The organism is Nonomuraea sp. NPDC050691 (assembly GCF_040654455.1).
Taxonomy (GTDB): domain Bacteria; phylum Actinomycetota; class Actinomycetes; order Streptosporangiales; family Streptosporangiaceae; genus Nonomuraea.
Genome location: NZ_JBFAIA010000087.1, coordinates 1 through 25,094, shown reverse-complemented (window position 1 = coordinate 25,094; position 25,094 = coordinate 1). Strand labels below are relative to the sequence as shown.

The following is a 25,094-nucleotide window of genomic DNA, read 5'->3' as shown; positions in this document are numbered from 1 at the left end:
CCCGGGTCTCCTAACGGCACAGGGGAAGCCTGACCACGGCCCGCACGACGGGCGAGCGCATGCGGCGCACGGCGGCTCCGTCCGCGCGCAGTCCCGGCCACCGGGCGGCGGCGCGGACGATCTCGGTGGCGACCACGCGGGCGAGCGGCCCGACGAGCTCCTCGGGCCCGCCTCCGGTCAGGGAGAGGTTCGGGGCTCCCGCGTGGGCGAGGTCGAAGCGGTCCGGGTCCGCGACGCCGGCCAGGTCGCGGTTGGCGGCGTCCACGACGATCACGACGTGGGCGTCGGCGTCGATCTCCTGGCCGTGCGCGGACAGCGGCTCCTGGGCGATCCTGCTGACCAGCCGCACCGGCGGCGACCAGCGCAGGGTCTCCTCGACGGCGCCGGCGGCCAGCTCGGGCGAGCGGCACACGGCCGCCCACTGGCCGGGATGGTCGAGCAGCGCGACGATGGCGTCGGCGGCGGTGGCGGTGGCGATCTCGGCCCCGGCCACCAGGTGGAGCAGGCAGGCAGCCGCCACGTCCGCCTCGCCGAGGCCGGTGGCGAGCATGGCGCTGACGGCGTCGTCCCCCGGCTCGGCCGCGCTGGCCGTCACGAGGTCGTGGACGAGGGCGCGGGCGCGGGTCACGGCCTCCTCCAGGTCGCGCGCCACGGGCAGCCGCGGCGGGCACAGCACGGCGTCCAGGGCGACGCCCAGCCGCGGCAGCAGCTCCGCCACCTCCCGCTCCGCCGGGCCGAGGACGCCCGCGCCCCCTTCGCGCGGATCGCCCTCGGACGAGCCGGAGCCGGCGGGACCGGACAGGCCGAGGACGCGGGACAGGGACGCGGCCACGGCCGGCCTGACCAGGTCGGCGGTCAGGTCGAACGTCTCGCCGAGCCCGTCGGCGACGCGCCCGGCGGCCCGCCGGACATCCGCCCGCCACGCCCCGGCCGTCACCGGGCCGAGCACGGGCCGGTTGACCCGGTCGAGCCGCCGGTAGTCGGCCAGCGGCAGCGTCAGCAGGGCGTCGTCCATGGGCGTGACGTGACAGGTACGCCACGTCTCCCACAGGTTCTCGCCCAGGTGCCCCCGGTCGCCGCCCGGGTGGCGGGTGTCGAGGCGGGGGTCGCGCAGCAGCGCGGCGGCCGCCTCCGCGCTCGCCGTCACCCACGTGCCGAGGTGGCTGCGGTTGAGGGGGCCCGCGCGCCTGATCTCGTCGCCGAGCGCCGCGGTGTCGTCGCCCTCGCCCCGCAGCAGCCGGGCGTACGGGTCGCCGAGCGCGCCCAGGACGAAGTGGAAGCCGCGGATCGTGAGCAGGTGACGGCCGAGCTCGCTGGGGGTCACCGTGGACGGCGGCGCGGTCGGCGGCTCGGCCGGTGGCAGGGTCTGCGGCGTGGTCGGCATCGTGGTGCTCCTCAGGTGGTGACGCGGTGGGGCGTGCGGAGGGTGTGCGAGGTGATGGCGGCGGCCAGCGGCTCGTGGACGGCCGAGGCGAGCGCGTGGCCCATCTCAGGCAGCTCCACGACCCGCGCCCCGGGGATGAGGTCGGCGACGTGCCGAGCGTGGGGCGGCGGCGCGGCGGGGTCGCGCATCGCCTGGATGGCCAGCGTGGGCACGCGTACCCCGGCCAGCTCCGCGCCCCGCGAGACGGGCGGCTGGGGGATCATGTGGTGGTTGATCGGCTCCTGGAAGGAGCCCGCGTGCGCGACGGCGCGCAGCTCGCGGCGGCGGAACTCGTCGGCGTCGAACGGCAGGTCCTCGCCGTTGAGCAGCCGCCACTTCTCCACCCGCCGCTCCAGCTCGGCCTCCGGCCCGTCCACCGGCTCCGACATCAGGGCGATGACGTCCAGGAAGCGCCGGGTGGGCAGCGGCAGCCCGTCGGCGGAGGGCGCGCCGCTCATGGCGCGTTCGATGTTGGCGTCGAAGTCGACGTCGAGCGCCCCGCCGAGCATGAGGGTGAGGCTCAGCAGCCGGTCGGGGTGGTCGACGGCGAGCAACTGGCCGATGGTGTGGCCGAGCGACATGCCGACGACGTGCGCGGCCGGGACCTCCCAGCCGTCGAGCACGGCCAGCGCGTCGGAGACCAGTTCGTCGAAGCCGTACGGCCGCGCCTGGAAAGCCTGGAAGTCGGTCGCGGTGGAGCGGCCGGTGTCGCGGTGGTCGTAGCGGATGACGTGGTGGCCGCGTTCGGCGAGCAGCGCCACGAACGCGTCGGGCCACGACTTGGCCGACAGGTTTCCGCCGGCGATCAGCAGCAGCGGCGGGGCGGCGGGGTCGCCGAAGTCCTCGCTCCACAGGGACACCTCGCCATGGGCGATGACACGGGTCGTCACGAGACCTCCTCGGCCGGGGCGAGCACGATCAGGGACAGGTCGAAGGGGATCGTCGGGTTGGGCAGGCGGCGCACCGACTCCACGGCCAGCCCGGCACGGGCGGCCAGCCCCGACCACTCGTCGCGGGTGCGCAGCCGCCCGCCGAGGAAGACCAGCATGCGCAGGTCCAGCTCGGTGAACCGCTCGTTGCCGGCGTTCCCGGCCAGGTCGTCGCGCTCGTACACGAGGATCCGGCCGCCGGGTTCGAGCGAGTCGGCGCACCGGGCGAGGATCCGGGCGGCGTCCTCGTCGGGCCAGTTGAGCAGCACGAACGACAGCAGCATGACGTCGGCCTTGCAGGGCAGCGGCGCGAAGAAGTCGCCCTCGATCACGTCGCAGCGGTCGGCGAGCCCCTCGGCCGCCAGGTGGTCGCGCGCGACCTGCGCGGTGCCCGGCAGCTCCAGGATCGTGGCGGTCACGTGCGGCGCGGCCCGCGCGATGGCCGCGACGAAGCCGCCCGTGCCGCCGCCGACGTCGCACACGTGGCGCACGCCGCTCCAGTCGTAGGCGGCCGTGGGCGCGTCGTAGGCCACGTGCTGGTCGCAGGCCATCAGCGACTCGAACGACTCGCGCAGGCGCGGCTCGGCGGCCAGGTCGTCGTAGAACGGCCGGCCGTAGACGTCGGCGTACGTGGGCCGGCCGGTGCGGACCGCGTCCAGCAGCCGGGTGAAGCCGACGTCGGCCCGGGCCACGATCTCGCCGAGGTCGTGCCAGGCGCGCTGGGCGGCGGGGTGGTCGTCGGCGAGCACCTCACCGATCGCGGTCGGGACCAGCCGGCCGGGCTCCGGCTCCGCCAGCACGCCGATCGCGACGAGGTGGCGGATCAGCCGGGCCAGCGCGTCCGGATTCGTCCCGGTCCGCTCCGCCAGCTCGCGGGGGCCGGTGGCGCCGTCCTTGATGTGGTCGACCAGGCGCAGGGTGGCCGCCACGCGCACCGCCATCGGGGTGTGCAGGCTGCCGAGCCGGATCAGGCTCCACAGCGGGTCGTCTTCGCGTGACTCGGCCATCAGGGACGCCAGCCGCCGTTCTCGGGCCACGGCATGTCGAGCTGCCGGTAGGTGCCGAGGTAGTCGGGCCAGTCGCGGTGGTCGCGGATCTTGCCGTCGACGATCCGGATCAGGTGGATCTGCTCGCCGGCGAACTTGCGGCCGGTGGGCGGCATGCCGACGAGGTTGCCGACGTGGCGGCCGTAGAGCACGAGGTGGGCGCGCACCCACTCGCCGTTCTCCTCGTAGCCGATCTCCTCCAGGTGGGCGTCCTCGGAGAAGGCGTACTTCAGCCACTTGACCGCGCCCGCGAACGCCTCAGGCCCGCGCCCGTCCGGATTGTGCTCCAGCGCGCCGGGGTTGAGATATTCCGGATGAATGAACTCCTCGACGTCCCCGGTTTCGCCGCTGTTGTACGCCGCCACCATGCGGCGGACGGTTTCGATCTGCTTGCTCATCGGCGCTCCCTGAATGGGTGGGTCTCCGCGTCGATTGTTCGCTCCGGGCCGCGCGCGGGACAAGCGGGAAAGGCGGTCGTGCACCCGTTCTCGACCGATTCTCCAGAGGCGCTCGAATACTGGTGATTGCGCAGAAGGGAGGGCTTGTGGACAGCTCGGCGTACAAGCGACAGGTCGCGGGGGTCTTCGACGACTCCGCCGCGCGCTACGACCGGATGGGGGTGGAGTTCTTCACCCCTATGGGCCGCCGGCTCGTGGAGCTGGCGGCTCCCACCGCAGGTGAGAGGGTGCTGGATGTCGGCTGCGGCCGGGGCGCCAGCCTCTTTCCGGCGGCGGAGCGGGTGGGGCCGCGAGGACGCGTGCTGGGCATCGACCTGGCTCCGGCCATGGTGGAGGAGGTCGGCAAGGAGATCGCCGCCCGGGGCCTTTCCCATGTCGAGGCGCGGGTGATGGACGCGGAAAGTCCGGAGCTTCCCGCCCGCGCTTTCGACGTGCTGCTCGGCGGTTACAGCATCATTTTCCTGCCGGACGCTCCGGGGGCGCTTTCCCGTTATACGGAATTCCTCGGCGACGGCGGGCGGATCGCTTTTACCAGTCCGGTTTTCCGGGCCGGGACTTTTCCGTTCCTGCCGCCCGAGTTCACGCCGCTCATTCCCTCCTCGCTGCTGGGGCACCTGCCTCCGGAATGGCGGCCGGAGGCGCTGGTGCGGCGTTTCAACAGCTGGCTGGAGGACGCCGGCGACCTGGCGGCGACGCTGGAGCGGGCCGGCTACCGCGAGGTGCGGGTGCTGGACGAGCCGGTCCGGATGACCGCCGAATCCCCCGAACGGTGGGTCGAGTGGTCCCACACCCAGGGCATGCGCCTGCTGTGGCAGAATCTGCCCGCGCCGCAGGCCGAGGACCTGCGCGCGCGGCTCGTCGAGGGGCTCGACCGGCTACGGGGCGGGAGCGGGCCGGTGGTCATCGAGGTCCCGGTCCGCTTCGTCACCGCGCGCGTCGCCCGGGGGTAGATCGCCCAGGGCCGGCCCGGCCGGGTCGCCCGGGGCCGCGTCGGCGGACGTCGAGCCGCCCGCGGGCAGGACGGACAGGGCGGCCAGCCGTTCCAGGGCCGCGTCGAAGGCGGCGCGGTCCGCCTCGGGGCCGCCGGCCCGCGCGGGCAGCAGAGCGACCACCTCGCCCCGGCCGGCGCGCACCGCGCGGTGCCGCCGCGCGATGGTGCTCAGCCCCTGCCCCGGGCCCGCCTCGACGCAGACGACGTCGTCGCGGGCGGACAGGACGGCGTCCAGCGCGGGCCAGAACAGCACCGGCCGCACCGGGTGGCCGGCCCAGTAGTCCGGGTCGGCGGCCGTCTCCCCGGTCAGCGGCGCGGCCGTGTAGCAGGAGCGCAGCGGGATGCGGGGCGCCCGGACGGGGGTGGCGGCGAAGCCCTCCATGGCGGCGGAGGCCACGCCCGCCAGCATGGGGCTGTGGAAGGCCGTCATTGCGGGCACCGGGGCGCAGATGAACCCGTCGCGCCGCAGCCGCTCCTCCACCTCGGCGAGCGGGCCGGACGGCCCGGCCAGGATCGTCTGCCGGGGCGCGTTGACCGCGGCGACCACGACGTCGTCGGTCAGCACCTCCTCCAACACCTTCTCCAACACCGTGGCCGCGGCCGAGACCGCGAGCATGCCGCCCGGAGGGGCCTCGGCCAGCAGCCGGATCCGCTCCTGCACCAGCCGCGCGCCGTCGCGCAGGGTGAACACCCCACTGAGCACCGAGGCGGCCATCTCGCCGACGCTGTGGCCGAGCATGACCCACGGCCGCACCCCGTACTCCATCAGCGTGCGGCCGAGCGCGTAGTCCAGCGCGAACAGCAGCGGCTGCGACCGGGTGACGTGGTCGAGCGGGACCCGCGGGTCGTCGCTCAGCCAGTCGCTGCGCAGCGCGTCGCCGTCGTCGAAGGCCGCCAGCACCTCGTCGAGGGCGGCGGTGAAGCGCGGCTCGCTCCCGTACAGGCCCCACGCCATCCGCGGGTGCTGCGATCCCTGCCCCGGGAACATCACCATGGTGACGGTCACGTCTCGCCCCTCTCCCCCGCCCACGCCGGGCGGCTCAGCACCTCCACGACCGCGCAGGACCACGAGAAACCCGCGCCCACGCTGGCGAGCAGGCACAGCTCTCCCGGGCCGACCGCACCGGTGGTGACGAGGTGGTCGAACCCGGCGATCGGGTCGCCGGCGCCCAGGTGGCCGACGTGCCGGCTCCACGGCCAGGTGGTCCGCTCCGGGTCGATCCCGTACGGGGCGAAGAAGCCGGCCCTGAGCCGGCGCAGGCCCATGTGCGGCAGCGCGAAGCCCTTGACGTCCTCGAGGGCCACGCCCGCCTCCACCAGGGCCCCGGTCAGCGCGGCCTCCTGGCCGGCGCTCACCTTGGCGGCCGTCGCGGCTCGCCCCACCTCACGCACGTAGGCACGTTTGTGCAGGTCCAGGTCCACCGTGGGCAGCTCGTCCAGCGACGGCGCGCCGAACGCGTCGCCGCCCCGGTGCATGCCCTCCAGCTCGGGGTCCGAGACGGTCACGAGGCTGCGGACCCGGGCGAAGCCCGTCGTACGCGACAGCACGAGGGCCGTGCCGCCGTCGGCGTAGACGGTGCCCGGGTCGCTGCGCCAGCGGTCGAACCCGGGCGGGCTCATCCGGTCGCCCGTCGTGATCAGCGCCCCTGTCCGCCCGCCGGCGGCGTCCAGGTAGGCGGTGGCCAGTTCGAGCGCCGCCATCCCGCCGTTGGAGACCTGCCGGACCTCCATGGCCGGGCAGGTGTTGCCCACCGCCGCCCGCTGCACGTACGAGGCGGGCGCCCACAGGTGGTGGCCCTGGAAGTAGAGGCTCGCGTGCAGGACCAGGTCGATGTCCGCGGGGCCGGCGCCGGCCCGGGCGAGCGCCGTCCGGGCCGCCCGGGCGGCCATCTCCGGGCCGATCTCCTTGTCGGCGACGGCCACCGCGAGCATGCCGGTGGCCGCGGCGAGCGGCGGGTCGCACTCGCCCGCCTCCAGCGCCCGCTCCACCGGCACGGCCGGCGGCAACCAGGCGGCGCACCCGGCGATGTACGGCCCGCCGGTCATCGGCGTACGACCATCGCGCTGTTGAAGCCGCCCGCCCCGCGCGCCACCACGAGCGCCGCGTCCCCGGTGATGGGCCGCGGGTCGCCGAGCACGAGGTCCACGGGCAGCTCCGGGTCCACGTCCCGGACGTTCGCCGTCGCCGGGGCCACGCCCTCGCGCAGCGCCAGCAGCGCCGTCACGACGTCGAGCGGGGCGGCCCCGGAGTACAGCCGGCCGGTCAGCGTCTTGGGGGCCGTCACCGGCACCCCGCGCGGCCCGAAGACAGCCGCCAGCGTCTCCGCCTCGGCCGCGTCGAGACCGGGGTCGGCGGCGGCGTCGGCGATCACCAGGGCCACGTCCGCGGGGGCGACCCCGGCGTCGGCCAGCGCGGCCTCGACGGCCCGGGTCAGCGCCGGCGGCCGTCCGGAGCCGGGCGGCGGGTCGAAGCTCGCGCCGTGGCCGGCGATCCGCCCGTACACGCGGGCGCCCCGCGCGCGGGCCGCCTCACCGGTCTCCAGCGTCAGGATCGCGCCGCCCTCGCCCGGCACGTGCCCCTGGGCCCTGCGGTCGAAGGGGAGGTACGCGGCGGCGGGGTCGTCGGCCGTGCTGAGCCGGCCCCATCGCGTCAGCGCGGCCAGCCCGTACGGGCACAGCGACGAGTCCATGCCGCCGGTCACCATCATCCGCGCCCCGCGCGCGACCTTGCGGCGGGCGTGCGCGATGGCGTCGAGCCCCCCGGCCTGCTCGGTCACCATGACGCCGACCGGTCCCCGCAGGTCGTGGCGGATGGAGATCTGGCCGGTGTTGACCGCGTAGAACCAGGCGAACGACATGAACGCGCTGACGTGGTCGGGCCCGTCGTGCCACAGGTGCTGGAGCTCCCGCTGGCCGAAGTCGAAGCCGCCTGAGGCGCTGGCGGTGATCACGCCCACGTCGAGCGGCGATTCCGGCTCGAACCCGGACTCGGCGATGGCCCGGTCGGCGGCGTAGAGCGCGTACTGCGTCATGAGGTCGGTCTGCGGCAGGATCCGGGCCGGCAGATGGTCGCGCGGTTCGAAGCCCTCCACCTCGCCGGCCAGCGGCGAGGGCAGCCGGGCGGCGTCGAAGCGGCGCAGCGGCCGGATGCCGTTGCGCCCGCTCAGCAGCGCCGTCCAGTACTCCTCGGGGGTCAGGCCGACGGGGGCGACCACGCCGACCCCGGTGACCACGACGTCCGTGTCATGCATGCGATCACCCTTCGAAACGGCGCAGCAGCATGGCGCTCTGGAAGCCGCCGAAGCCGCTGCCCACGGTCAGCGCGACGTCCACGCGCTGCTCGCGCGCGACCAGCGGCACGTAGTCCAGGTCCAGCTCCGGGTCGGGGTCGTGCAGGTTGGCCGTGGGCGGGATCGCGCCCCTGGTCACCGCGAGGGCGGCGGCCGCCACCTCGATCGAGCCGATGGCGCCCAGCGAGTGGCCGATCATCGACTTGATGGAGCTGATCGGCACCCGGTGGGCGTGCTGCCCGAGCGCGGTCTTGATCGCCGCCGTCTCGTGCCGGTCGTTCTGCTTGGTGGCCGTGCCGTGCGCGTTGACGTAGCCGATCTCGGACGGGTCGCAGCGCGCCTCGTCCAGCGCCGCGGTGATCGCCGCGGCCATCTCGGCGCCGTCGGAGCGCAGGCCCGTCATGTGGTACGCGTTCCCGCGCGAGGCGTAGCCGGTGATCTCGGCGTACACCCGCGCCCCGCGCCGCCGGGCCGCCTCGGCCTCCTCCAGCACGAGCACGGCCGCCCCCTCCCCCAGGACGAACCCGTTGCGGGTGCGGTCGAAGGGCCGCGAGGCGCTGCCGGGCGTGTCGTTGTAGCTGGAGGTGGCCTTGATGGCGTCGAAGCAGGCCACGGTGATGGGCGCGATCGGCGCGTCGGTGCCGCCCGTGACCATGACATCGGCGCTGCCCTCGCGGATCAGCTCGCAGGCGTAGCCCACGGCGTCGATGCCCGAGGTGCACCCGGCCGACACCATCGACACCGGCCCCTGCGCGCCGATCATCCAGGCCACCTCGGCGGCCATCGAGCTGGGCACGAAGTAGTCGTACAGGTACGGCGAGGCCAGGGTGTGGTCCACCTCCCAGGTGGCGCCCCGGCCGCTGATGGCCACGTACTCCGACTCGAGCTTCTGCGTGCAGCCGACGGCGCTGCCGATGCTCACGCCCACGCGGTGGGCGGCGGCCTCCTCGACCTCCAGGCCGCTGTCGGCCATGGCCTCGCCGCAGGCGGCCAGCGCGAACTGGGCCGCCCGGTCCAGCCGCTCGGCCGCGCCGTCCGGCAGGCCGGCCTGGCCCGGGTCGAAGTCGGCCTCGGCGGCCATCTGGGAGCGGAAGGGCGAGGGGTCGAACGCGGTGATCCGGCGCGTGGCGGTGGCGCCGGACATCAGCAGGTCCCAGAACGGCTTGACCCCGATCCCGCCGGGGGCGATCACGCCGAGCCCGGTGATGACGACCCGCCTGCTCATGGCCGCCCCGTCGCCTCGGGCAGGGCCGCGGCCCGCGTCTGCCGCGTCTCGTACAGGGTGGGCTCGCTGGTGCTGAGCGCCCGCAGTGCGCCGGCGTGCGGGGCGAAGTCCGGGTGCTGGACGGCGGCGCGGAACGCGGCCTCGTCCTCCCAGGCGGCGACGTTGACGTAGTGACGGTCCTGCCCGGTCTCCAGCGGCCGCAGCAGCATGTGCCACAGGAAGCCGGGCCTCGATCCCATGAACTCCGAGGTGGCGGCGAACACGCGCTCGAACTCCTCGGCCGGGCCGTGCAGGAGGAACCTGTTCACGAACGTGACGGCTCCCCCGAACTCCGTGTGCGGCATCCGTACTCCTCGGTCGTGGGCCGCCGAGTCGGTCGACAGCTCTCAGCACGACGCTGGGGCACGGTTCTCGCGGCCCGCTCGAACCCAGGTCGTCTAGCGCCATTCGAGCCGCCGGTGTGACCCTTGCGCCGACCGAAAGGAGAACCCCATGTCCGAGGAAGGCCGGGTCGCCCTCGTCACCGGTGGCACCAGCGGCATCGGGCTGGCCGTGGCGCGGTCCCTGGGAGGCGCCGGGATGCGCGTCTTCCTGTGCGCGCGCACGCAGGACGCCGTCGAACTGACCGTCAAGGGCCTGCGGGAGTCGGGGGCCGAGGCCGACGGGCGGGTGTGCGACGTCCGCGACGCCGCCGCGATCCAGGACCTCGTACGGGCCGCCGTCGACCGGTACGGCCCGATCGACGTGCTGGTCAACAACGCCGGCCGCGGCGGGGGCGGCGTCACCGCGGAGATCCCCGACGAGCTGTGGCTCGACATCCTGGACACCAACCTCACCGCGCCGTTCCGGATGATCAAGGCGGTGCTGACCACGGGCGGGATGCTGGAGCGGGGACGGGGGCGGATCATCAACATCGCCTCGACCGCCGGCAAGCAGGGCGTCGTGCTCGGCGCGCCGTACTCCGCCTCCAAGCACGGCGTCGTCGGCCTGACCAAGGCGCTGGCCCTGGAACTCGCCAAGACCGGCATCACGGTCAACGCCGTCTGCCCGGGCTACGTCGAGACGCCGATGGCGCAGGGCGTGCGCCAGCGGTACGCGGCCTTCTGGGGCGTCACCGAGGACGAGGTGCTGGCCAAGTTCCAGGACAAGATCCCGCTGGGCCGCTACTCCACGCCGGAGGAGGTCGCCGGGATGGTCGGCTACCTCGTCTCCGACACGGCGGCGTCCGTCACCGCGCAGGCGATCAACGTCTGCGGCGGACTCGGCACCTTCTAGAAGCGGTCCCCTCTGAGTGATAGGAGCGCCCGTGGCGACCTCACCGACGCACGAGACCGAGCACCAGATCACCCTGTCGGCGGACCCGCGGGCCGTCTACGCGGTCCTCGCCGACGCGACCGCGTGGCCGGCGGTCTTCCCGCCCTCCGTCCACGTCGAGCGGATCGAGGAGAACGGCGGGGAGGAGCGCATCCGCATCTGGGCGACCGCCAACGGCCGGCCCAAGACGTGGACCTCGCGACGCGAGCTGGACCCGGAGCGGCTGCGCATCCGCTTCCGCCAGGAGGTGCCCGCGCATCCCGTGGCCGCGATGGGCGGCGAGTGGATCGTCGAGCCGGTCGACGCCACCACCACCCGGGTCCGGCTGACGCACGACTACAGCGCGGTGGACGAGGAAGGCGCGGACTTCATCGCCAAGGCCGTCGACCGCAACAGCGAGGCCGAGCTGGCGGCGCTGCGGGCCGCCGTCGAGGACTCTGGCGAGGTGAGCCGGCTGGCGACGTTCGAGGACACCGTACGGGTGGACGGCGCGGCGGGCGACGTCTACGACTTCCTCTACCGCGCCGACCTGTGGCCGGAGCGGCTGCCGCACGTGGCCCGGATCGTGGTCGAGTCGGAGACTCCCGACGTGCAGCTCATGGAGATGGACACCCGCACGGCCGACGGCTCGACGCACACCACGGCCTCGGTGCGGGTCTGCTTCCCCGAGCACCTGATCGTCTACAAGCAGCTGCGGACGCCGAAGCTGCTGGCGGTGCACACGGGCCGCTGGACGGTGCGGCCGGAGGGCGACGGCGCCGCGGTCACCTCCCGGCACACGGTGGCGATCGCCCCTGAGGCGATCGCGAGCGTGCTGGGCGAGGGCGCCACGATGGCCGACGCGCACGCCTTCGCCCAGGAGGCGTTGAGCCGCAACAGCATGACGACGCTGAAGGCGGCCAAGGAGTACGCCGAGGGCCGCCGCTCGGCCCGCGTCTGAGAGCGGTACGCGAACGGGCCGCGTCCCCTTCCAGCGGGGACGCGGCCCGCGGTCACGTCACGGACAGGGCGCCGTCGATGGCGAACACCGTGCCGCTGGCGTACGCGGCCTCGGGCGAGGTGATCTGGACGATCCACCAGGCGATCTCCTCGGGCCGCCCGATCCGGCCGACGGGCACCCGCCCGCGCATGGCGTCCAGGAACCCGGCGTAGTCCTCCTCGGACATCCCGGCCCGGACCCCGGCGGCCGTGTCGACGACGCCGGGGGCCAGGCCGACCACCCGGATCCCGCGCGGCCCGAGCTCCACGGCCCAGGACCTGGTCAGCAGGTCCAGGGCCGCCTTCGTGGCCCCGTACACGGCGTTGTGCGGCCAGGAGCGCAGCCCGAGGGAGCCGGCGGAGCTGACGTTGACCACCACTCCCCCGGCGGCGGCGAGGTCGTCCAGCACGGCCTGGGTGAGCATGACCGGCGCGACCAGGTTCGTCGCCACCTGCGCCTCCACCCGGGCCCGGTCGAGGCCGCCGAGCGGGCCGAAGACACCCGTCCCGGCGTTGTTGACCAGCACGTCCACGCGGCCGAAGCGCTGCCGGGCCGCCTCGGCCACGGCTTCGGGCGCGCCGGTCTCGGTGAGGTCGGCGCTGAACGGCTGGATGCCGTCGTGGCCGGCCGCGGTGTCCTTGAGCGCTCCCGCGTCACGGCCGACGACGAGCACGCCCCAGCCCCGCTCGGCGTAGGCGTGGGCGGTGGCCCGGCCGATGCCGGACCCGCCTCCGGTGACGATCGCCGTCCTGGTCATCCCGCCTTCCCCTCCTTGTGCAGAAGCGTGAGCCGTTCGAGGACCGGCACGATGTCGTTGGGGCTGGGCATGCCGACCACCTCGGCCCGCATCCGGGCCGCCGCGGCGGCGTAGGACGGGTCGTCGAGCAGGCCGACGATCCGCTCGCGCAGCCGGTCGGGCGACAGCTTGTCCTGGTCCTCGATGTACGTGCCGGCGCCGCTGGCGGCCAGCCCGGTGGCCTTCTCCATGGAATCCCACATCATGTCGGGCACGATGAGCTGCGGGACCCCGTGGGACAGCGCCGTCATGAAGGTGCCCGAGCCGCCGTGGTGGACGATCGCGTCGCACGACGGCAGCAGCGCGTTCAGCGGCACGAAGTCGACGGCCCGGACGTTGGCCGGCAGCGTGCCGAGCCGGGCGCGCAGGTCGGCGGGGAGCAGGGCGACCACCTCGGCGTCCAGCCCGTCCACCGCGGCGATCAGGTCGCCGGCGGCGACCGTCCCGCCGTCCTCCACCTCGCCCAGCGACACGCCCAGCGTCAGGCAGATCCGCCGCGGGTACGGCGCGGGCTCCCGCAGCCAGCCGGGCAGGACCGAGCGCCCGTTGTAGGGCACGTAGCGCACGCCCACGTAGTGCAGGTCGAGCGGGATGCGCAGGGACGCGGGCGTCGGGTCGATCGTCCACTGCCCGAGCACCAGCTCCTCGTCGTGCTCGCGGACCCGTTCGCCGTGGCGGCCGAGCGTCCAGTCGAGCCACTCGGCCAGCGGGTCGTCGCGCAGCTCGGGGGGCCGCTGGTCGAGCATCGCGCGGAAGCGGGTCCGGTTGCGCCCCATCTGGTCGGGCCCGAACAGCAGCCGGGCGTGGGCGGCGCCGGCGACCCGCGCGGCCACGGGGCCGGCCAGCGTCAGCGGGTCCCAGATCACGAGGTCGGGCCGCCACTCGCGGGCCAGCGCCACCAGGTCGTCCACCATCGGCTCGGCGCACACGTTCTGGAACACGAACGCGGTCATCGCGCTGAACATGCCGATCGCGTGCTCCCACGGGAACGGGTCGTAGCGGGAGTTGCTCATGGCCAGGCCGCCGAGGTTGCGGTCGTCGGCGAAGCTGGAGGTGGCCTTCTGCGTCTCCGGCTCGATCTCCAGCGGCGGGCCGACGGGGATCGCGGTCAGGCCGGCCGCCGCGATGGTCTCGGCCAGGTCCGGCTGGCTGGCGACGACGACCTCGTGGCCGGCGGTGCGCAGGGCCGAGGCCAGGGTGACCTGGGCGTAGAAGTGCGACGGCGCGGCGAACGTGGTGAACAGGACACGCATCGGCATCTCACCTTCACGAGGACAGGCTGTGCAGGCAGGCCACCAGGCTGCGCGCCTGCACGTTGAGGTAGTTGCTGTGCTTGAGCAGCTCGGCGAGCTGGTGCAGGGTCATCCACCGGTAGTCGGCGCCGTCCTCCACGTCGACCTCCGCCTCGACCACGGCGTACGTGTTGACCGCGTTGTAGAAGCGGCCGCCCTCCTCCGACAGCGCCACCGAGTACCTGACCAGCTCGGGCGGGGCGTCCCGCACGACGTCGAGGAAACGCGGGCGCGCCTCCGGCGGCAGGGCCCCCAGGTTGCCGGGGGTGCACTGCACGGTCGGCGCCAGCTCCATCACGTTGACGTAGCCGGGCTCGACGCGGGCGTGCACGAGGACGTGCAGGACGCCGTCGATCCGGCGCGCGACGAACGCCACGATGCCGTTGCCCGACGGCTCGATCATGGGCTGGCTCCACGAGGCGACCTCGCGCGAGCCGCCGGCCACGTCCACGCCGATCACCCGGAAGAACAGCCCGTTCTCGTGCGCGATGGCCCCGCCGGCCCGGTGCCAGCGAGGCACGCGCGTCAGCGGCGTGACCCGGGTGACCACCTCCGACTGCGCCCTGATGCCGGTGATCCAGCTCAGGATCTCCGGCATGGAGTGCAGGCTGCCCTCCGCGGCGCTGCACGAGCGCACCAGCGCCTGGTGGAAGTCGTCCTCGGGGACGACGATCAGCGGATGAATGTCCTGGCTGGTGAACGGCAGGCACGACAGGACCGTGCGGGTGTCCATGTTGACCAGGTTCTCGACGCCCAGCAGCCGGTGGAGCTGGCCGAAGGTGAGCCAGATGAAGTTCTCGCCCACGGGGACGTCGCCGTCCACTTCGACGATCATGTTGCGGTTGCGCTTCTGGTAGAACCAGGCGCCCTGCTCCGACTGGAGCACGTCGGCCAGCACCCCGTGCCGCGCGCTGTCGCGGAAGAACTCCAGGTACGGCACCGCCTTGCCGCGGTGGACCCGCGAGAAGTTGCTCTTGGTCGCCTGGACCGTGGGCGACAGCTGCAGCCCGTTGGCGTTGCCCGGCTCGAACTTGGCCTGCATGAGGCAGTGCAGCACCCCGTCGAACTCCTTGACCAGGATGCCGAGGATGCCGACCTCGGGCTGGACGATGATGGGCTGGCTCCAGCGCGGCACCGGGGCGCCCGGGATGTGCACGTCGATGCCGGTGACGCTGAAGAACTTGCCGCTGTCGTGGCCGATGTCGCCCGTCTCCGGGTCGGTGCTCCACCCGGTCAGCTCCTCCAGCGGGATGCGCGTCACGCGGTGGGTGCTGCGCGCGGCGCGCTCGGTGTACCAGGACCAGAACGCCTCCAGCCCGTCGCCGGCGAGCATGGAACGCGCGATGCGGGCCGTCAGCCGCCCGTTGGGCCGCGACCGGATGGCGTAGGTGGGAGGGGCGCCGCTCATGCCGGGTCCAGCCCGTCCCGGGTGACCCTGCGGTGCTCGACCCGCCACCCGCCGTCCGACCTGACGAGCCGGTCGGTGCACACGGTGCTGCGCCTGACGACCACCTCGCCGCCGGTCGGGATCTCCAGGACCAGGGCGTAGCTGCGGGCCGTGAGCGTTCCGTCGTCGCCGGGGGTCACGGTCAGCATCCCGATCCAGTGCCGGCGCTGGACGCCGGCGGTGGCGAACTCGTCGGCGACCTTGCGCGCCGCCCTGGCGATGTCCGCCGATCCGTGGACCGCGCTGTCGCCGACCTCGAAGACCCCGTCCTCGGTGAACGTGGCGGCCCACTCGTCGGTCGATCCGGCGTCCAGGAGCTGCATCTGGCGCGCGTAGAAGTGCTGCGCCTGCGCGTACTGAGCGTCAACGTGCTGTGCGTCCACCTCGGCCTGCCCTCCGCGAGTCGGTCGTGCGGGCCCACGATCCCGTCCGCGGCTAGAGAGGCGCCTGACAAGCGATAGTCCATCGCCGTTCCAGCGTGACTGCACGGAGCGTGGCCAAGCTGATCGCGAGCGGGGGCGCCGTCCCCGGAACGGAACATCAGGAAAGCAACGGCCGACGACGAAGAGGCGGGAAGATGACCCAGTTCAGTCTCGGCGAGCTGAAGCAGATCATGCGGCAGGTCGCGGGCGACGACGACACGATCGAGCTGGTCGACGGCTTCGAGACCAGGACCTTCGAGGATCTCGGCTACGACTCGCTGGCGCTGCTGGAGATCGTCCACCACGTGGAGCGCGCGTGCGGGCGCAAGCTGCCCGACAGCGAGCTCGGGGACATCACCACCCCCAAGGAGCTCGTCGAGTTCGTCGGCGAGCTGGAACGGGCGTGACCCCCCGGGACATGGCCGGCCGCACGGTGGTGGTCACCGGCGCCACCTCGGGGATCGGGCGCTCGGCCGCCGTCGGTCTCGCCCGCCGCGGCGCCGAGGTGGTCGCCGTCGGGCGGGACCCGGCCAGGCTCAAGGACGTCCTCAGCGAGCTGACCGAGGTCGGCCAGGTCAAGCCGTACGGGCTGCGGGCCGACTTCGGCCGCTTCGACGACGTGCGCGCCGCCGGCGAGGACCTGCGGGGCCGCTTCGAGCACGTCGACGTGCTGGCCAGCAACGCGGGCGGGATGTTCCGGACGCGCACGCTCACGGCCGACGGCTTCGAGAGCACGATCCAGGTCAACCACCTGTCCGGCTTCCTGCTGGCCCACCTCCTGCGCGAGCGGCTGTCCGGCGGGCGGATCGTCGTCACCTCCTCCGACGCGTACACCACGGGCGCGCTGGACCCGGACGACCTCAGGGCCGAACGCGGCCGCTACGGCGCGGGCCGGGCGTACGGCACGTCCAAGCAGGCCGGCATCCTGTTCGCCGCCGAGGCGGCCCGGCGCTGGCCCGACGTGCTGGCCACCAGCTTCCATCCCGGCCAGGTCCGCACGCTCATCGGCCGGGGCACGATCGCGTCCTGGTACTTCCGCTTCAACCCGCTGCTGCGCACCGCCGACAGGGCCGCGGACACGCTGCTGTGGCTGGCCACGGCCCCGGCCGAGGAGATCGTGCCCGGCGGCTACTACATGGACAGACGGCCGCACCCGGTCAAGGGGCCGACGGCCGATCCGCGGCTCGCCGCGCGGCTCTGGGACGCCAGCGCCGCCGCCATCAGTGAAAGGGAATCATTGTGACCACATACGCTCCCGGCTCGCCGTCCTGGTTCGACCTGGGCTCGCCGGACGTGGCGGCCTCGGTGGCCTTCTACACCGGGCTGCTGGGCTGGACGGCGACCGAGATCAGCGAGCCCGAGGCCGGCGGCTACACGACCTTCCACCGTGACGGCAAGCTGGTCGCGGCGGTCGCCTACCACCAGATCGACACCCCTTACCACCGCCCGTACGGCCCGGACCAGCAGCACGGCATGCCGGCCATCTGGACCGTCTACTTCACCACCGACGACGCCGAGGCGCTGAACGAGCGGGCGCCGAAGGCCGGCGGGGAGACCATCATGACCCCGATGGAGGTCATGGGCCTGGGCAAGATGGCCGTCTACGCCGACCCGGCCGGCGCCGCGTTCGCCGTGTGGGAGCCGATGGCCATGAAGGGCGCCGAACTGATCGGGCAGCCGGGCTCGGTGCGCTGGGTGGAGCTGGTCACCACGGACGTGGAGGGCTCGGCCGCGTTCTACCGCGACGCGCTGGGCCTGACCACCGCGCCCGGCGACGGCTCCCCTGTCTGGCAGGTCGCCGGCACGACGGTGGGCGGCGTGCGCAAGCTGGGCGTGACCGGGGCGGTCCGGCCGTACTGGGCCGTCACGTTCGGCGTGGAGGACTGCGACGCGACCGCGCGCAAGGCCGTCGAGCTGGGCGGCTCCGTGGAGAACGCGCCCGCCGACACGCCGCTGGGACGCCGGGCCGACCTGCTCGACCCGCACGGCGCAGGGTTCTCGGTGCTGTCATGAGCGCCGAGCCCGTGGTCGAGGTCAATCCGTTCGAGTGCCCGATGCAGTCGATGCGCGAGAAGCCGCAGGTGCACGACGAGCTGCGGGACGGCGGGCCGCTGGTGCGGGCGCAGGCGCCCGCGGGCGGCCCGGTGTGGGTGGTCACGGACTTCACGCTGGCCAAGTCGGTGCTGGCCGACCCCCGCTTCGTCAAGGACCCGGGGCTCGCGCCGGAGTCGTGGCACGGCATCGAGGACGGGCTCGACAGCCCCGCCCCCGAGTACCGGCCGTACACGCTCATCGCGGTGGACGGCGAGGACCACCGGCGGCTGCGCCGCGTCCACGCCCCCGCCTTCAACCCGCGCCGGCTGGCCGCGTCGGCGGACCGCGTCACCACCATCGCCCGCAACCTGTTCACCGACCTGGCCGACAGCTCGGACGCCTCCGGCGAGCCGGCCGAGCTGATCGACGGGTTCGCCTACAACTTCCCGCTGCTGGTGATCTCCGACCTGCTCGGGGTGCCGGTGACCGACCCGGTCATGGCCAGGAAGGCCGTCAGCGCGATGAAGCAGCTCGCGCTGGGCACCGCGAGCGACGCGGAGTACGACACCTCGGCGCTGGAGGAGCTGCTCTCCCAGGCGGTCGGCTCGGCGATGGAGGGCACGGCCGACACCATGACCCGCGTGCTGTACGAGCGGGGCCTGGCCGAGTTCGGGGAGCTGCCGCCCGACAAGCTCGTCTACATGATCATGGGGTTGATCTTCGCCGGGCACGACACGACGGGCTCGTTCCTCGGGTTCCTGCTGGCCGAGACCCTCGCCGGGCACCTCGCGCCGGACGCCGACGCGGGCGAGTTCGTGGAGGAGATGCTGCGCGAGCATCCGCCCGTGCCGTACACGCTGTGGCGCTTCGCCGCGCAGGAGGTGGTGCTCGGCGGGGCGGTGCTGCCGCCGGGCGCGCCGGTCCTCATCGACATCGAGGGCATCAACGCGCACCGCGAGGACCCGGCCAGCCGCCGGCTGACCTTCGGCGACGGTGCCCACTACTGCATCGGCGAGCAGCTCGCACAGCTCGAGTCGCGGGTCATGATCCAGGTCCTGCGGGAGCACTTCCCGCACGCGCGGCTCGCCGTGCCGTTCGACGACCTGCGCTGGGGCCGTAAGGGATCGCAGACCGCGCGTCTCACCGAGCTGCCCGCCTGGTTACGGCCGCGCTGAAATATGCGGTCAGAAAGTGACCGGGTTCTCCTCTAGCGTGAAGACGGAGGCCATGTAACTCGGATACAGAGGCGGGGAACGATATGCAGCCGAAGTACATCACGATTCTCGGAGCCCGCGAGAACAACCTGAAGAACCTCTCGGTCGAGGTGCCGAAACACCAGATCACCCTTTTCACCGGTGTGTCCGGGTCGGGGAAATCGTCGCTGGTTTTCGACACCATCGCGGCCGAGTCCCAGCGGCAGCTCAACGAGACGTTCACCGCGTTCGTCCGCAACCGGCTGCCCAAGTACGGGCAGCCGGACGCGGACACCATCGAGGGCCTGTCCACCGCCATCATCATCAACCAGAAGCGGATCGGCGGGAACTCCCGCTCCACGGTCGGCACCATCACCGACCTGTACGCGCTGCTGCGGCTGCTGTTCTCCCGCGCCGGCGAGCCCTACGTCGGCTACTCCAACTCCTTCTCCTTCAACGACCCCGCCGGCATGTGCATGGACTGCGAGGGCCTGGGCCGGCGGGTCCAGCTCGACCTGGACAAACTCCTCGACAAGTCGCGCTCGCTCAACGAGGGCGCCATCGACCATCCGGCGTTCGCGGTCGGCGGATGGTTCTGGAAGTTGTACGCCAATTCCGGCCTGTTCGACAACGACAAGAAACTCCGGGATTACACCAAGCAGGAATGGGAGGCGCTGCTCTACGGCGCCGAGGGGTCCGTCCCGCTCGAATGGCAGGGCGGCCAGATCAATTCCAAGTACGAGGGCCTCGTCCCCAAGTTCGACCGGCTCTACATCCGCAAGAGCCCCGAGGAGATGAGCGCCAAGAACCGGGCCGCGCTGGAGCGCGTCGTGTCGGTGTCGGCCTGCCGCACCTGCAACGGCCAGCGGCTCAACAAGGAGGTGCTGGCCTGCCAGATCAACGGCCGCAACATCGCCGAGTTCTCCGCGCTGGAGATCGGCGACCTGATGCGGGCCGTCAGGGAGGTCACCTCGACCCGGGTGACGACGCTGCGCGACAACCTGCTCGAACGGCTCGGCCACATGGTCGACCTCGGGCTCGACTACCTCACCCTCAGCCGCGAGACCTCGACGCTGTCGGGCGGCGAGTCGCAGCGCATCAAGATGATCCGCCACCTCAACAGCTCCCTGGTCGAGGTCGCGTACATCTTCGACGAGCCGACCATCGGCCTGCACCCGCACGACGTCTACAAGCTGACCAGCCTCATGCGCCAGCTCCGCGACAAGGGCAACACCGTGCTGGTGGTCGAGCACGACCGCGACGTCATCGAGATCGCCGACCACGTGATCGACCTCGGGCCCAAGGCCGGGCGCCACGGCGGCGAGATCGTCTACCAGGGCGACGTCCAGGGCCTCTACCGGGCCGACACGCTCACCGGGGCCTGCATGCGCAAGCTGCTGCCGATCAAGGAGGAGTTCCGGCGGCCCACCGGGCACCTGACCGTGGCCGACGCCACGCTGCACAACCTCAAGAACGTCACCGTGGACATCCCGACCGGCGTGCTGACGGTCGTCACCGGCGTCGCCGGCTCCGGCAAGAGCACGCTGATCCACAAGGTCTTCCGCGAGCAGCACCCCTCGTCCGTCATCATCGACCAGTCGGCCGTGACCACCAACCGGCGCTCCAACCCGGCGACCTACACCGGCATCATGGACGAGATCCGGCGGCTGTTCGCCCGGGCCAACAAGGTCAGCGCTTCCCTGTTCAGCTTCAACTCCTCCGGGGCGTGCCCGGCCTGCCAGGGCGAGGGCGTCATCTACACCGACCTCGCGTTCATGGACCCGATGATCACACTGTGCGAGGTGTGCTCGGGCAAGCGGTTCACCGAGGAGGTCCTGAGCCACAAGCTGCGCGGGCGCGACATCAGCGAGGTGCTGGCGCTGAGCGCGGCCGAGGCGGCCGACTTCTTCGCCCGCGAGCCGAAGATCGCCGAGACGCTCCGGTCGATCGTGGACGTCGGGCTCGGCTACCTCCAGCTCGGCCAGCCGCTCAACACCCTGTCGGGCGGCGAGTGCCAGCGCATCAAGCTGGCCACCGAACTGGGCAAGAAGGGCACCGTGTACGTCATGGACGAGCCCACCACCGGCCTGCACATGTCAGACATCGACAGCCTCATGGCCGTGATCAACCACCTGGTGGACACCGGCAACTCCGTCATCGTCATCGAGCACAACCTCGACGTCGTCAAGAACGCCGACTGGATCATCGACCTCGGCCCGCGCGGCGGCAGCTCGGGCGGGCAGATCATGTTCGAGGGGACACCGCGCGCGCTGCTGGACGCCGACAACTCACTGACGGCCGAGTGCCTGCGCGCCTCACTGAACGGCGGTCGCGAGTCCTGACCGCTGGTGTCCGCGGTGGATGACGAGGAGGACGACCGCGACCAGCGGCTGGAGTATGTCGGTGGGAATGGTCCAGACGTTGTTCGGCGCCGTGTTGCCGTGGGCGACGAGCTGCATGACGTGGCCGGCGGCGTCGCCCCAGTAGAGCACGGCCATGGCGATCACGGCGGCGTTCATGAACGACCCCCGGTTCCAGATGCTCAGGAACCCGATGAGCCCGACGGCGATGTCGGCCCAGCCGACCTCCCACTGGAAGGCGCTGTGCGCGAACCCGATGCTGTCGGCGACCTCCGGCGCGTACGGGCCGATGTGCGAGAGGCCGCCGAGCATGGACAGCACCCCGCCGCCGGCCACGAACCACAGCAGCCACAACTCGACCACGCGGGGCCGGGTGCGCCGCGCCGGGGCACGATCGAGCAGGCTGTGGAGCAGCGCGCCGATGACGAGGCCGAGGAAGGTGACGACGAAGAACGCCATGTCAGCACCCTAGGAAGCCCGCTGACCAGCCGTCCGGCACCGCGCCCGGCGTGTCGACCTCGGCTCGATGAATCCGTGGCCCAGCCAGGGCTCCGGTGACCCGCATGGTGATCGCCTCCGGCGAAAGCGGCGCGGCTGCGCCCCGGCACACGGCCATAGTGAGGACATGCGCGTAGCCGTTCTGTCCGATGTCCACGGAGTCCTGCCCGGCCTCGAGGCGGTGCTCGCCGAGCCCGACGTGGCCGCCGCCGACCTGCTCGTCCTCACCGGCGACCTGGCCGCGGGCCCGCAACCGGTCGAGACCCTCGACCTCCTGACGTCCCTCGGCGAGCGGGCGCTCTGGGTCAACGGCAACGCCGACCGGGAGCTGGTCGAGGTGGCCCGGGGCGGGGAGTGCCCGTACCCCGTCTCCCGGTGGGCCGCCGAGCAGTTGCGGGACGACCAGGTCGCCCTGCTCGCCCGACTCCCCGACCGGCAGGTGCTCGACCTCGGCCTGCTCGGCGTCACGCTGTTCGTCCACGCCACGCCGCGCCGGGACGACGAGATGATCCTCGTCGACAGCACGCTCGACCGCTGGGCCGAGGTCCTGGCCGGCGTCACCGCCGACACGGTCGTGCTGGGCAACACCCACATGCCGTTCGTCCGGCTGGTGGACCGCACGCTCGTGGTCAACCCCGGTTCTGTCGGCATGCCGTACGGCACGGCGGGCGCGCACTGGGCGCTGCTCGACGCCGAGAGCGGCGCGGTGACCCTGAGGCGTACCCTTTTCGACGCCGAGGAGGCGTCGCGGCGGCTGATCGCGGAGAGCGGCTTCGACGGGATCGAGGGGTGGGTGACCGACTACGTGACGACCGTTCACTCCGACGCCGAGGCCCTGGCGGTGTTCGCCGAGGTGGAAGGCCGCTGACGATCCCCGCCCTCACCCCTCCATCCGTGCGTGGACGTAGAGGAAGCCAGACTGCGAGCCCAGCAGCCGCTCCGGGACGGGCCCGGGCAGCCAGGGGCAGCGGCCGTCGGCCAGCATGCCGGTGTCGTAGCTCTCGACGCGCCACCCGTACGGGCTCAGCCAGGCCCCCGGATCGACGGGGCCGCTGAACGCCCCGAGGGCGCGCATGTAGGCGACGAACCGGTCGCCGTAGCCGGCGGTGTAGTAGCCGGGCCCCGTGACGTCGGCCGCCAGCGCGGAACCCGGCGCCGACACGGCCGACAGGTCGGCGGCCAGCCGGTCCAGGCCCGTATCGCCGAAGAAGTAGGTCAGGCCCTCGGCCAGCCAGAGGGTGGCCGCCCCGGGATCGAACCCGGCCTGCAGCAGGTGCCCGCACCAAGGCCGGGCCAGGTCGGCGGTGACCACGCGGTGGTGGCGGTGCGCGAGCGCCCCGGCGGCGGCCAGCATGCGCAGCTTGGCCCGCTGCCGCCGGGGGTCGCCGTCCACCTCGAACAGGACGAGGTCGGCGGGCAGGGCGCAGCGCCAGGCCCGGGTGTCGCACCCGGCGCCGAGCACGACCACCTGCCGCACCCCGCGCGCCACGGCCCCGGCCAGCACCTCGTCACCGAACCTGCCCCGGATGGCCACGGCGCCACGGGTCATGCCGATCAGGTCGAGCGCCCTCGCCCTGCGCACGGTGGCGTCGTCGACGAACAGGTGGGCGTACGGGTCGGCGAGCATCGGCTCGGGCAGCGCGCACTCCTGGGCCCTGACGGCGGCGGCGATGTCGCTGGTCTGGACGACGTCGAGGTCGAGCCTGAGCACGAGGTCCAGGTCGGTGTCGAGCACGCGGACTCCTACGGGAGAGGGCGTGGATACGCACCGTACTCTAGCAAACACTTTGCGTGGTCATTGCCGAACGTGAAGGTTCGGATACTTGGGGTCTACTGTCGCGACCGGTTTCGGTTGGGACTTTTCTGCAATCCCCTACCAGTAAATCCCAAGTCGTCGACAAGTGTCCTTTTCTAGGGTCCTCAGTGCAGCCGGGGCCGACAGTGGCCCGCGGCGGATGAGAGGAACGACATGTCCAAGATCACCATTGACGATCTGCCTTTCGAGGGCGCGGAGCTGACCGACGCCGAGCTGGGCGAGGTGGCCGGCGGCGCCAAGCCGCAGTGGCAGGTCAGCGCCTGGACCCTGGACGACGTGCCCTACGAGTGGTGGCTCGTCTGATCCAGCAGCCGGCCGGCAGCCAGTTGACGGCCATCGGATGAACACGGCGCGGTGGAACGCGAAGAGCGTTCCACCGCGCCGTTCGAGACGGGACCGAGCAGTGATAATGATCATGAGCGCGCGCGGGGACGGGGCGGCCGAGAGGGTGCTGGCCGCGCTCCGCCGGCGCGGCGCCTACCTGACGGGCACGGACGAGCCCACGGCCGGCGGCACGCCGGTTCTGTGGTGGGACAACGGCGACTACCCCGGACGCAGCCGCGTCACCGCGACGTTCACCGGCGGTGAGCGCCGGCTGATCCTGGACACCGGCGCGGAGACCGTCGACCTGTCGCAGATCACGGCGGTCTGGCGCAGCCGGCCGAGCGGGCCGGAGGCCGCCGCCACCGTGACCGACCCGACCCACCGCGCGCACGTCAGGCTCCAGGCGGAGATCATGCTGGACGGCGTGTGGAGCCTGCTGGACGCCCGCTGGCTGCCCGGGCGCCGCGCCGACGAGCTGCGGGCCCACAACAAGGTCTTCCACCTGGCACGGGCGATCGAACTCGGCTTCTCCGTGCCCGACACCACCTACACCAACGACCCCGCCCGGCTGACGGAGGCCTACGAGGCGGCGGGCGGCCGGCTGGTCGCCAAACAGATCGCCTCCGACCGCTTCGAGATCGACGGCGCCCAGCACCGCGCGTACACGACGGTGGTCACCCGTCGCCACCTCACCTCCCGGCACCGCGTGCGGCACGAGCCGATCGTCCTGCAGCCGTACGTCCCCAAGGCCGTCGAGCTGCGGGTGATCGTGGTGGGCGAGCAGGCGCTGGCGGCGGAGATCGACGCGTCGGGCTCCAGGGCGGCCAGGGACGACTGGCGGCACTACGACAACGACCGCGTCCGGTACGCGCCGCACGCGTTGCCGGCCGACGTGGCGCGGCGCTGCGCGCTCCTGGTCTCCGAGGTCGGGCTCACCTACGCCGCCCTGGACTTCATCGTCACGCCCGGCGGCGAGTACGTCTTCCTGGAGCTGAACTCCAACGGCGCGTGGGGGTTCGTCGAGCTGTGGGCCGGGCTGCCGGTCAGCGACGCGATCGCGGGCTGGCTCATGGACGGAGAAAAGCAGTGACCGATTTCGTCGAGCCCCTGGAGTCCTGCGGCGAGGCCCCGGATTCCAGAGCCTCGGCGAAGGACTCCGGGGCGCAGCAGCTCGATCAGCTCGTGCAGATCGGCCTGCGTGGAGCTCAGCCCCGGGCACAGGACCAGCGGTCGTCCCCTGCCCCCGCGGGACATCGG

At 72.8% G+C, this 25,094-nt stretch carries 26 protein-coding genes; 11 read left to right on the top strand and 15 right to left on the bottom strand.

From position 1 onward, the window contains the following. Nucleotides 1-10: 10 nt before the first annotated feature. Genes AB0H81_RS26980 through AB0H81_RS26965 form a run of 4 tightly spaced genes read right to left on the bottom strand, consistent with a single transcriptional unit; the run spans nucleotide 11 to nucleotide 3,796 of the window. The gene (locus AB0H81_RS26980; protein ID WP_358380109.1) at nucleotides 11-1,384 is read right to left on the bottom strand and encodes a cytochrome P450; all 1,374 of its coding nucleotides are present in this window, start codon (nucleotides 1,382-1,384) and stop codon (nucleotides 11-13) included. An 11-nt stretch (nucleotides 1,385-1,395) separates the two neighbouring features. Beyond that, nucleotides 1,396-2,313 (bottom strand): alpha/beta fold hydrolase, encoded by a 918-nt coding sequence (locus AB0H81_RS26975; RefSeq protein WP_358380106.1) that lies wholly within the window; start codon nucleotides 2,311-2,313, stop codon nucleotides 1,396-1,398. Next, nucleotides 2,310-3,359: a methyltransferase gene (locus AB0H81_RS26970; protein WP_358380103.1), complete on the bottom strand. Its 1,050-nt coding sequence runs from the start codon at nucleotides 3,357-3,359 to the stop codon at nucleotides 2,310-2,312. Before AB0H81_RS26970 ends, AB0H81_RS26975 begins: the two co-directional genes overlap by 4 nt. After that, nucleotides 3,359-3,796, bottom strand: a complete 438-nt coding sequence (locus AB0H81_RS26965) for an ester cyclase (RefSeq protein WP_358380101.1) — start codon at nucleotides 3,794-3,796, stop codon at nucleotides 3,359-3,361. The genes AB0H81_RS26970 and AB0H81_RS26965 overlap by 1 nt, the downstream gene beginning before the upstream one ends. Nucleotides 3,797-3,942: 146 nt before the next feature. Between AB0H81_RS26965 and AB0H81_RS26960 the strand changes: the two genes are divergently transcribed. Then, the gene (locus tag AB0H81_RS26960) at nucleotides 3,943-4,806 is read left to right on the top strand and encodes a methyltransferase domain-containing protein (RefSeq protein ID WP_358380098.1); all 864 of its coding nucleotides are present in this window, start codon (nucleotides 3,943-3,945) and stop codon (nucleotides 4,804-4,806) included. Here the strand turns inward: AB0H81_RS26960 and AB0H81_RS26955 are convergent. Genes AB0H81_RS26955 through AB0H81_RS26935 form a run of 5 tightly spaced genes read right to left on the bottom strand, consistent with a single transcriptional unit; the run spans nucleotide 4,732 to nucleotide 9,706 of the window. Further along, on the bottom strand, nucleotides 4,732-5,853 hold the full coding sequence (locus AB0H81_RS26955; protein ID WP_358380095.1) for an acyltransferase domain-containing protein: 1,122 nt from the start codon (nucleotides 5,851-5,853) through the stop codon (nucleotides 4,732-4,734). The two genes, AB0H81_RS26960 and AB0H81_RS26955, sit on opposite strands and share 75 nt — an antisense overlap. Next, nucleotides 5,850-6,893, bottom strand: coding sequence for a ketoacyl-ACP synthase III family protein (locus AB0H81_RS26950; RefSeq protein ID WP_358380093.1), 1,044 nt, complete (start codon nucleotides 6,891-6,893; stop codon nucleotides 5,850-5,852). The genes AB0H81_RS26955 and AB0H81_RS26950 overlap by 4 nt, the downstream gene beginning before the upstream one ends. Continuing rightward, nucleotides 6,890-8,098, bottom strand: coding sequence for a ketosynthase chain-length factor (locus tag AB0H81_RS26945; RefSeq protein ID WP_358380090.1), 1,209 nt, complete (start codon nucleotides 8,096-8,098; stop codon nucleotides 6,890-6,892). Before AB0H81_RS26945 ends, AB0H81_RS26950 begins: the two co-directional genes overlap by 4 nt. Nucleotides 8,099-8,102: 4 nt before the next feature. Further along, nucleotides 8,103-9,362 carry a beta-ketoacyl-[acyl-carrier-protein] synthase family protein gene (locus AB0H81_RS26940; RefSeq protein ID WP_358380087.1) on the bottom strand — a complete coding sequence of 420 codons (1,260 nt, stop codon included), beginning with the start codon at nucleotides 9,360-9,362 and terminating at the stop codon, nucleotides 8,103-8,105. After that, a complete protein-coding gene (locus AB0H81_RS26935) occupies nucleotides 9,359-9,706 on the bottom strand; it encodes an antibiotic biosynthesis monooxygenase family protein (RefSeq protein WP_358380085.1) in 348 nt (115 codons plus the stop codon). The genes AB0H81_RS26940 and AB0H81_RS26935 overlap by 4 nt, the downstream gene beginning before the upstream one ends. A 148-nt stretch (nucleotides 9,707-9,854) precedes the next feature. Here AB0H81_RS26935 and AB0H81_RS26930 point away from each other — a divergent pair, with 148 nt between their 5' ends. Then, nucleotides 9,855-10,637, top strand: coding sequence for an SDR family NAD(P)-dependent oxidoreductase (locus AB0H81_RS26930; protein WP_358380082.1), 783 nt, complete (start codon nucleotides 9,855-9,857; stop codon nucleotides 10,635-10,637). Nucleotides 10,638-10,668: 31 nt separating this feature from the next. Further along, entirely contained in the window at nucleotides 10,669-11,616 is a 948-nt protein-coding gene (locus tag AB0H81_RS26925; RefSeq protein ID WP_358380079.1) for an aromatase/cyclase, read from the top strand. 52 nt (nucleotides 11,617-11,668) lie between these two features. Here AB0H81_RS26925 and AB0H81_RS26920 read toward each other — a convergent pair whose 3' ends face one another. From AB0H81_RS26920 to AB0H81_RS26905, 4 genes are read right to left on the bottom strand one after another with little or no spacing between them, the layout of a single operon-like run. Continuing rightward, entirely contained in the window at nucleotides 11,669-12,412 is a 744-nt protein-coding gene (locus AB0H81_RS26920; protein WP_358380076.1) for an SDR family oxidoreductase, read from the bottom strand. Beyond that, the gene (locus AB0H81_RS26915; protein ID WP_358380073.1) at nucleotides 12,409-13,710 is read right to left on the bottom strand and encodes an activator-dependent family glycosyltransferase; all 1,302 of its coding nucleotides are present in this window, start codon (nucleotides 13,708-13,710) and stop codon (nucleotides 12,409-12,411) included. Before AB0H81_RS26915 ends, AB0H81_RS26920 begins: the two co-directional genes overlap by 4 nt. A 7-nt stretch (nucleotides 13,711-13,717) precedes the next feature. Then, nucleotides 13,718-15,151: an NDP-hexose 2,3-dehydratase family protein gene (locus AB0H81_RS26910; RefSeq protein WP_358380070.1), complete on the bottom strand. Its 1,434-nt coding sequence runs from the start codon at nucleotides 15,149-15,151 to the stop codon at nucleotides 13,718-13,720. Beyond that, nucleotides 15,148-15,573: a nuclear transport factor 2 family protein gene (locus AB0H81_RS26905; protein ID WP_358380066.1), complete on the bottom strand. Its 426-nt coding sequence runs from the start codon at nucleotides 15,571-15,573 to the stop codon at nucleotides 15,148-15,150. The genes AB0H81_RS26910 and AB0H81_RS26905 overlap by 4 nt, the downstream gene beginning before the upstream one ends. Before the next feature lie 194 nt (nucleotides 15,574-15,767). Between AB0H81_RS26905 and AB0H81_RS26900 the strand changes: the two genes are divergently transcribed. The 5 genes from AB0H81_RS26900 (at nucleotide 15,768) to AB0H81_RS26880 (ending at nucleotide 21,181) form a co-directional block, all read left to right on the top strand. Next, entirely contained in the window at nucleotides 15,768-16,019 is a 252-nt protein-coding gene (locus AB0H81_RS26900; RefSeq protein ID WP_175599166.1) for an acyl carrier protein, read from the top strand. Next, the gene (locus AB0H81_RS26895) at nucleotides 16,016-16,855 is read left to right on the top strand and encodes an SDR family NAD(P)-dependent oxidoreductase (protein ID WP_358380063.1); all 840 of its coding nucleotides are present in this window, start codon (nucleotides 16,016-16,018) and stop codon (nucleotides 16,853-16,855) included. Before AB0H81_RS26900 ends, AB0H81_RS26895 begins: the two co-directional genes overlap by 4 nt. Next, entirely contained in the window at nucleotides 16,852-17,625 is a 774-nt protein-coding gene (locus AB0H81_RS26890; protein WP_358380060.1) for a VOC family protein, read from the top strand. The genes AB0H81_RS26895 and AB0H81_RS26890 overlap by 4 nt, the downstream gene beginning before the upstream one ends. Then, nucleotides 17,622-18,821, top strand: coding sequence for a cytochrome P450 (locus AB0H81_RS26885; protein ID WP_358380058.1), 1,200 nt, complete (start codon nucleotides 17,622-17,624; stop codon nucleotides 18,819-18,821). The genes AB0H81_RS26890 and AB0H81_RS26885 overlap by 4 nt, the downstream gene beginning before the upstream one ends. A gap of 83 nt (nucleotides 18,822-18,904) precedes the next feature. Further along, nucleotides 18,905-21,181, top strand: a complete 2,277-nt coding sequence (locus AB0H81_RS26880; RefSeq protein WP_358380055.1) for an excinuclease ABC subunit UvrA — start codon at nucleotides 18,905-18,907, stop codon at nucleotides 21,179-21,181. Here the strand turns inward: AB0H81_RS26880 and AB0H81_RS26875 are convergent. Beyond that, nucleotides 21,155-21,658 (bottom strand): DUF6790 family protein, encoded by a 504-nt coding sequence (locus tag AB0H81_RS26875; protein ID WP_358380052.1) that lies wholly within the window; start codon nucleotides 21,656-21,658, stop codon nucleotides 21,155-21,157. The genes AB0H81_RS26880 and AB0H81_RS26875 overlap by 27 nt on opposite strands. A 166-nt stretch (nucleotides 21,659-21,824) precedes the next feature. On the opposite strand from AB0H81_RS26875, the gene AB0H81_RS26870 reads away from it, so the two are divergent. Next, a complete protein-coding gene (locus tag AB0H81_RS26870) occupies nucleotides 21,825-22,565 on the top strand; it encodes a metallophosphoesterase family protein (protein ID WP_358380049.1) in 741 nt (246 codons plus the stop codon). A gap of 12 nt (nucleotides 22,566-22,577) precedes the next feature. Here AB0H81_RS26870 and AB0H81_RS26865 read toward each other — a convergent pair whose 3' ends face one another. Continuing rightward, nucleotides 22,578-23,432: an SAM-dependent methyltransferase gene (locus AB0H81_RS26865; RefSeq protein ID WP_358380046.1), complete on the bottom strand. Its 855-nt coding sequence runs from the start codon at nucleotides 23,430-23,432 to the stop codon at nucleotides 22,578-22,580. Nucleotides 23,433-23,666: 234 nt separating this feature from the next. Between AB0H81_RS26865 and AB0H81_RS26860 the strand changes: the two genes are divergently transcribed. Both AB0H81_RS26860 and AB0H81_RS26855 read left to right on the top strand, forming a co-directional pair. Continuing rightward, nucleotides 23,667-23,816, top strand: coding sequence for a putative ATP-grasp target RiPP (locus AB0H81_RS26860; RefSeq protein WP_358380043.1), 150 nt, complete (start codon nucleotides 23,667-23,669; stop codon nucleotides 23,814-23,816). 112 nt (nucleotides 23,817-23,928) lie between these two features. Continuing rightward, the gene (locus AB0H81_RS26855; RefSeq protein WP_358380040.1) at nucleotides 23,929-24,927 is read left to right on the top strand and encodes an MvdC/MvdD family ATP grasp protein; all 999 of its coding nucleotides are present in this window, start codon (nucleotides 23,929-23,931) and stop codon (nucleotides 24,925-24,927) included. Nucleotides 24,928-25,094 lie beyond the last annotated feature (167 nt).

Coding starts and splice junctions, on each gene's coding strand:
- AB0H81_RS26935 (WP_358380085.1), bottom strand. CDS start 9,706: ATGCCGCACACGGAGTTCGGGGGAGCCGTCACGTTCGTGAACAGGTTC.
- AB0H81_RS26965 (WP_358380101.1), bottom strand. CDS start 3,796: ATGAGCAAGCAGATCGAAACCGTCCGCCGCATGGTGGCGGCGTACAAC.
- AB0H81_RS26860 (WP_358380043.1), top strand. CDS start 23,667: ATGTCCAAGATCACCATTGACGATCTGCCTTTCGAGGGCGCGGAGCTG.
- AB0H81_RS26870 (WP_358380049.1), top strand. CDS start 21,825: ATGCGCGTAGCCGTTCTGTCCGATGTCCACGGAGTCCTGCCCGGCCTC.
- AB0H81_RS26950 (WP_358380093.1), bottom strand. CDS start 6,893: ATGACCGGCGGGCCGTACATCGCCGGGTGCGCCGCCTGGTTGCCGCCG.
- AB0H81_RS26875 (WP_358380052.1), bottom strand. CDS start 21,658: ATGGCGTTCTTCGTCGTCACCTTCCTCGGCCTCGTCATCGGCGCGCTG.
- AB0H81_RS26970 (WP_358380103.1), bottom strand. CDS start 3,359: ATGGCCGAGTCACGCGAAGACGACCCGCTGTGGAGCCTGATCCGGCTC.
- AB0H81_RS26930 (WP_358380082.1), top strand. CDS start 9,855: ATGTCCGAGGAAGGCCGGGTCGCCCTCGTCACCGGTGGCACCAGCGGC.
- AB0H81_RS26885 (WP_358380058.1), top strand. CDS start 17,622: ATGAGCGCCGAGCCCGTGGTCGAGGTCAATCCGTTCGAGTGCCCGATG.
- AB0H81_RS26945 (WP_358380090.1), bottom strand. CDS start 8,098: ATGCATGACACGGACGTCGTGGTCACCGGGGTCGGCGTGGTCGCCCCC.
- AB0H81_RS26910 (WP_358380070.1), bottom strand. CDS start 15,151: ATGAGCGGCGCCCCTCCCACCTACGCCATCCGGTCGCGGCCCAACGGG.
- AB0H81_RS26940 (WP_358380087.1), bottom strand. CDS start 9,362: ATGAGCAGGCGGGTCGTCATCACCGGGCTCGGCGTGATCGCCCCCGGC.
- AB0H81_RS26920 (WP_358380076.1), bottom strand. CDS start 12,412: ATGACCAGGACGGCGATCGTCACCGGAGGCGGGTCCGGCATCGGCCGG.
- AB0H81_RS26855 (WP_358380040.1), top strand. CDS start 23,929: ATGAGCGCGCGCGGGGACGGGGCGGCCGAGAGGGTGCTGGCCGCGCTC.
- AB0H81_RS26900 (WP_175599166.1), top strand. CDS start 15,768: ATGACCCAGTTCAGTCTCGGCGAGCTGAAGCAGATCATGCGGCAGGTC.
- AB0H81_RS26980 (WP_358380109.1), bottom strand. CDS start 1,384: ATGCCGACCACGCCGCAGACCCTGCCACCGGCCGAGCCGCCGACCGCG.
- AB0H81_RS26915 (WP_358380073.1), bottom strand. CDS start 13,710: ATGCCGATGCGTGTCCTGTTCACCACGTTCGCCGCGCCGTCGCACTTC.
- AB0H81_RS26880 (WP_358380055.1), top strand. CDS start 18,905: ATGCAGCCGAAGTACATCACGATTCTCGGAGCCCGCGAGAACAACCTG.